Below are 5,803 nucleotides of genomic sequence, written 5' to 3' on the forward strand. Positions count from 1 at the left end.
ACATGAAGGAGAGGAAGTCACCCACGAAGGCGCTGCGTCCGTAGGTCCCGTCGGTCGTGACGAGGTCGCGGTGGAAGGCGGTGCGGAAGAGCGCCCGGTACTCGTCCGCGTCGATGGCCCCGCTGCCGTCCTTGTCCGTGGCGTCGAAGAGCACCTCGGCGACGCGGATGAGTGCGGGACCGGCGAGTGACGGCACGGCGGCGGCGTACTCGTTGATGCTGACCCTGCCGTCGCCGTCCGTGTCGAGGGAGGTCTGAAGCTCACGCCACCACGCGGCGAAGGCTTCGTAGAGCCGGGTCTCCTCGGGTTCGTCCAGGTCGAGGCGGGTGGCCAGTTCGCGTGCCATGGCGGCGAGATCGGGCCAGTCGAGGTGACCGTCGCCGGTCTGGTCCAGCACCTGGCGGAAGAACTCCTCCGTTGAGCGGCGGCCCTCACCGGTGGCCGCAGTGGCGGGCGGGACCGGGTCGGGGTCGGTGTCGTCACCGAGTGGGGTGATGAGACGGAGCAGGGCCGACGCCCGTTTCACGCGGGCGCGCAGGGCGCTCGCGGTCCCGGCCCGGCCGGCGTGGCCACCGGGCGGGGAGGAGAGGATCTCGATGATGGTCGTGGCGTCGATCCAGCCCTTGGGCAGGAAACGGGTGAGCCCGGCGGCGAGGTAGGCGCCCTGCATCAGGGTCGGGGCGCCCGGGGTCTCGGGCAGGCCGGCCTTGCGCCGGTAGGACTCGGGCAGTGAGGCGACGGTGATCGCGCCGAGGAGCGGACCGACGACGGCCCGGCCCGCCGCCCACAGCGTCGGCGCGCCGCCGAGCAGCGCCGGGGCGGGCAGGTGGTCGAAGAGGCGGAAGAGGATGACGCGGGCCGCCTCGGTGTCCTCCAGCTCCTCCTCGACGACCCGGTCGAAGTACGGCCAGAAGTCGTTGAGGTCCTCGGGGAGTTCCCGGGCGTCGCCGTCGAGCGCGGCGAGGAAGGCGCGGTACTCGGCGTACATGTGCTCCATGGTGTCCTGGTCGAGCGGCTGACCGCTCAGCCGGCACATGGTGACGGCGCTCTCGAAGAGGGTGGCGACCACCCAGGCGCGGGTCGGGCGGTCCATGGCGTCGTAGGCGCGTCCGCGGGCGTCGGAGCCGTTCATGCGGGAGTGGAGCCTGTTGAGCCGGGCGGCCTCCCGTTCCCGTACCGCCGGGTCGGCGTCGAACATGCGCCGCATGCTCAGGAAGGTGTTGCGCAACCGGCGCCAGGGGTGGGCGACGAAGGTGGAGTTCTCGGCGAGGGCCGCGCCGACCTGGGGGTGGGCGGCCTCCAGCACGGTGGCGCGGATGACGGCCAGTGCCCATCGTGGGTCGTCGAAGAACGCGCGGAACTGCTCCTCCGTGGTGGAGTGGGGTACGCCACGGGCCGCCCCGGTGGTTCCGGTCGTCATCACGTGTCTCCGTTCGTCCGGGGCGGCACACCGCCGAAGCGGCGGTCACGGCGCCGGTAGGCGTGCAGGCAGGCGAGGAAGTCGGGGGCGCGGAAGTCCGGCCAGAGCACCTCGGGGAAGACCCACTCGGCATAGGCCACTTGCCAGAGCATGAAGTTGGAGATGCGCTGTTCGCCGGAGGTGCGGATGACGAGGTCGACGTCCGGGGTGTCGGGGAACGGCAGGTGGTCGGCGAAGAGCTGCTCGGTCACCGCGTCGGCCGGCGTCGCGGTGCGGATCAGCGACCTGGCGGCCTCGACGATGTCCCGGCGTCCGCCGTGGTCGAAGGCGATGGTCAGCGTCATGCCGGTGTTGCCGGAGGTGAGGGTCGCCAGGTCCTCGAAGTCCTGGGCCAGCGCGCGAGGGATCCGTGGGTCCGAGGCCCCGAGGAACCGGCAGCGGATGCCGCGGGCGAGCAGCAGGGGGGCGTGCTTGCGCACGACGCGGCGGACCAGACGCATCAGGTAGTCGACCTCGGGGCCGGGGCGGCTCCAGTTCTCGGTGGAGAAGGCGTACAGGGTGAGCCATTGGACGCCTGCCGCCCGGGCGGCCTCGATGATGTCGATGACGGTGGTCTCCGCGGCCCGGTGGCCCGCCGTCCGGGGAAGCGAACGCTGCTGTGCCCAGCGCCCGTTGCCGTCCATCACGCAGGCCACGTGCCGCGGCACGGCACGTACCGGCCCGTCGTCGCGACGGTGCTCGTCCCGATGACGTGGCCCGCCCGGCCGGTCCACCGTCGCCGCGCTCGTCCGCCGGCCGCCGCGGTCCGTCACCGTCGGGACCGTTCCGTCCGGAGCGGCACGGTCGCCCCGTCCGCGCTCGGTCACACCCACCCCGTACCCCTCACCCCTCGTACGCCCTCCACGGCGGACGTTCCTGTTCAGGAGTCTGAGGGCACGAAAGGGCCGTGAGCGGCCGAACGGGTGGGGCGTCACCCTCAGCTCATGTGCCCGATTCCCTCGGTGCGGGCGGGCTTGCGCCGGAAACGTCGCTCGGCGGCGCGGTGCGCGGAGAGGCGCCACCGTGTGGTGGCTGTGGCGACGGCGGGCCCCGGCAGCGTGGCGGTGGGGGGACTGGCGACCGTCGTGACCGAGCTCGGCCGACCGCCGGAGGAAGGCCGCCCCCACGGCCGCGGACGGCTCCAGGCGGTCCCGAGCCTGACCGGGTCAGGTTCGTCGTGGGCGGCCTCGCGGTACGCGCCGAGCTCACCGCGCCGATCAGCGCGGTGCGGCGCCAGCCGCTCTCCACGCACGCACCTCGTCCGTCACATTTGCCCTATGCAAGAGTTTTTTCGGTGCGATGAGCGGCACCGGGTGGGTCAGCGGGGCCCTTCCCCGTCTCCGTCGAACCCCAGCTCGGTGACCAGGCCCGCCCTTCGCGCGGCGGTCCGGACGGCAGCGCTGGGGTCGGCGAGCCGCACCACGACGCCGACCAGGGGCAGGGTCCGGTGGATGCCCAGCAGGGTGTACAGGCTCGCCAGGTCGCAGAAGGTGACTCCCGAGAGGTCGAGGACCACCGAGGTGACGGCCGAGCGTGCGGCGAGCATGGTCAGGTGTTCCCGCAGTGCGGCGGCCGTGTCCACATCGAGCTCTCCGTCGAGGAGCAGGCGCAGCCCGGGTGGGGGGCCGTGGCCGGCCACTGAACGGACGCGGAGTCTTGTCGCGTCCCCCGCCGAGGGCGCGTAGCGCCAGGGTGGGACGCCGTCGGCTGCGTCGTCGTGCGGTACGGGGCGGGACGGTGGCATGGCCGGGCCTCCAGAACGGTCGCTTCAGCAGACGCCGACCAGACTTCCCGGCACTCCAGGCAGGGCTCGCGGGCCCTGCCATTGGCGCATTTTTGCACAGGGCAAAGATTTTCTCCACCAAGAGCCTACGGAGGCCCCTACGGGACCTCGGGCAGGTCGCCCGTCCACCCCAGCGGATGCGCCTGCACGTCCTCGGCGGCCGGTGCGAGGGGCTCCGCCCCGGCCCTGTTGAAGGCGTTGAGCGCCTCGACCAGGGCCAGCCGCTGCACCGGCGTGAGCCGTTCGACGATCGTGGCGATCTCGGTACGCCGACGGCCCGTGACGCTCTCGACGGTGCGCCGCCCCTCGGCGGTGAGCTGCAACAGTGTCTCCCGACGGCTGTGCGGATTGGCGTGGCGGTCCGCCAGGCCGGCCGCGATCAGGCGGTCGACCATGCGCATGGCGGTGGACGGAGCCACCTGGAGCTGCTCGGCCAGCGTGACGAGCTTGGTGGCGCCCCTCGTGGCCAGCACCACCAGCATCCGGAACTGCGGCAGCGTCACCCGCTCCTCGACCTCGGCGAGGGAGCGCGCGGAGACCGCTACCAGCAGGCGTGATGCGGTCAACACCGCCTGGGTCACGGCGTCCACGTCGTCCGTCGCCCTCACAGGGCTCTCGCTGTCGCGCATGACTCCTTTCTACCGTCCCGCCATCGCCGAACGAACTGCCGCTGGTGGCCGAACTGGGACGGGCGTGGGGCGCGGTGCTTCTCGTGCGGCCACCAGGAGATGACCCGGCTCAGGTTCCGCGCGCGCACCGAGGCCGTGCTCCAGCCGACCACGCCGTGGACGCGGGGGCGTGCGACGTCGTGCGGCGACCGGGAGAGACGCGTCGGCACCCGGTGCGGCGCGCCCGCGGCAGTGACCAGGTGTGTCGAGCGGTCATCCGCGTCCACGTGCGGCGGGTGCGGGCCATCGGCCGGTGAGGCTGACGGGTGCGTGATCGCGTCGGGGCAGCTCACCGGCCGTGGGACCTCCGGGTCACACCTCCACGTCCGCCGCCATGTCCGCGCCGAACACCTGCCGGTAGAGCTCCACTTCGGCTAGCAGCGACCGGCGCACGCTGTCGGCCCTGCGGAATCCGTGGCCCTCGCCCTCGAAGAGGAGGTAGCGGTGCCACACGCCGCGCGCCGCGAGGCTGTCCACGATGCGCTCGGCCTGATCGGGGCGGCAGATGAAATCGTCGGCTCCCTGCAACATCACCAGGGGGGCGGTGATGCCGGCGGCGTTGGCGGCGGGAGACACCCGGTCGAACCGGTGCTTGTCCCGGGGGAGCTCGCCCACGAGCGTGTCGACGTACCGGGACTCGAAGTCGTGGGTCTGGCCGCCCCGCCACGCCGCGGCGTCGCTGATCGGGTAGTAGACGGTGCCCGCCGCGAAGACGTCGGTGTGGGTGAGGCAGGCCAGGGTGGTCCAGCCGCCTGCCGAACCTCCGCGCACGGCGGTCCGGGTGGGGTCTGCCAGGCCCTCCGCCGCCAAGGCCCGTGCGACGCTCACGCAGTCCGCCACGTCCACCTCGCCCCAGGAGCCGCGGAGCCGGTCGCGGTAGGCGCGGCCGTAGCCGGTGGAGCCCCCGTGGTCGACGTCGGCGACCAGGAAGCCGCGGCTGGTGAAGAAGGCGAACTCCAGGTCGGGGTTCACTCCCGTCGAGTTGGTCGGGCCGCCGTGTACGTGCACCAGCAGGGGCGGGAGTTCGCCGTCGGGGGCGGACACGTCGGGGTTGGTCGGACGGTGCAGCACGTAGTGCACGGGGGTGCCCTCGGGGGTGAGGGCGGTGCGGCGTTCCGGACGGGCCAGCCACGGCCCCATGGGGTTGTCACGCCTGGGGCGTACGGGGCGCGCGGGTGCGGTGCCGGGCGCGAGCGGCACCGACAGCAGGGCTCCGCCCCGCTCCGGGTCGCCGGCGCGCACCAGGACCCGCTCACCGTCCGACCACAGGTCGCCCTCGAAGGCGCTGTACCCCTCGGCGAGTTCGGTCAGGTCGCCGGTGTCGGGCCTCCAGAGCGACAGTTGCCGGGGGCCGTCGCCGTGGGGCAGCACCACCCCGTAGGGGGTGACGGCGAACCAGCTCGGGCCGACCCGCCAGACGGGTCCGGCGCAGTCCTGCGCCAGCGGCAGCACATGGGTGACGCGCGGGGCGGCGGTGTCGCCCGGGGCCAGGTCGACGCGGTGCAGGTTCCACCAGCCTTCCGGGTCGGCCATGGCGAAGAGGGTGTCGGGGCCGCTCCATTCGGCCTGCGGCACGGAGACCTCCCGGCCCTCGCGCAGGCCGCCGAGCACGCGGTGGGGAGTCCCGGCCACCCCGTCGTGCAGGTCCGCGACCATCAGTTCCGAGCAGTCCCAGGGCATGTGCGGGTGGTTCCACCCGATCCAGCTGAGGCGGCGACCGTCGGGCGAGACGCGGACGCCCGACAGGAAGTGGTGCGAGCGCGCGACGACGCGCAGTGCGGCGGGGTCGCTCGCGGCGGCTCCGGACAGGGGGACGGCGACGATCTCGCGCGTGATCCGTGGGGCAGGATCGCTGTCCTGAGGGCCCGTGGCGTCCCGCGTGGTCTCCCGCAC

Annotated in this window: 5 protein-coding genes; all 5 read right to left on the bottom strand. The window is 73.2% G+C overall.

What is annotated here, in order from left to right:
- Positions 1–1,420: oxygenase MpaB family protein (locus ACOV8S_RS27870; RefSeq protein WP_448321220.1), on the bottom strand; the 1,420-nt coding region annotated here is incomplete at its 3' end.
- Complete coding sequence (gene uppS / locus ACOV8S_RS27875) at positions 1,420–2,103, bottom strand: polyprenyl diphosphate synthase (protein ID WP_448321336.1); 684 nt, start codon at positions 2,101–2,103, stop codon at positions 1,420–1,422. The genes ACOV8S_RS27870 and uppS, both read right to left, overlap by 1 nt.
- 674 nt (positions 2,104–2,777) lie before the next feature.
- On the bottom strand, positions 2,778–3,203 hold the full coding sequence (locus tag ACOV8S_RS27880) for an STAS domain-containing protein (protein WP_448321222.1): 426 nt from the start codon (positions 3,201–3,203) through the stop codon (positions 2,778–2,780).
- 137 nt (positions 3,204–3,340) lie between these two features.
- Entirely contained in the window at positions 3,341–3,871 is a 531-nt protein-coding gene (locus ACOV8S_RS27885) for a MarR family winged helix-turn-helix transcriptional regulator (RefSeq protein ID WP_448321224.1), read from the bottom strand.
- Positions 3,872–4,222: 351 nt separating this feature from the next.
- A partial coding sequence (locus tag ACOV8S_RS27890) for a S9 family peptidase (protein WP_448321226.1) occupies positions 4,223–5,803 on the bottom strand: 1,581 nt, incomplete at its 5' end.

The organism is Streptomyces sp. CO7, from assembly GCF_053474865.1.

Coding starts and splice junctions, on each gene's coding strand:
- uppS (WP_448321336.1), bottom strand. CDS start 2,103: ATGGACGGCAACGGGCGCTGGGCACAGCAGCGTTCGCTTCCCCGGACG.
- ACOV8S_RS27885 (WP_448321224.1), bottom strand. CDS start 3,871: ATGCGCGACAGCGAGAGCCCTGTGAGGGCGACGGACGACGTGGACGCC.
- ACOV8S_RS27880 (WP_448321222.1), bottom strand. CDS start 3,203: ATGCCACCGTCCCGCCCCGTACCGCACGACGACGCAGCCGACGGCGTC.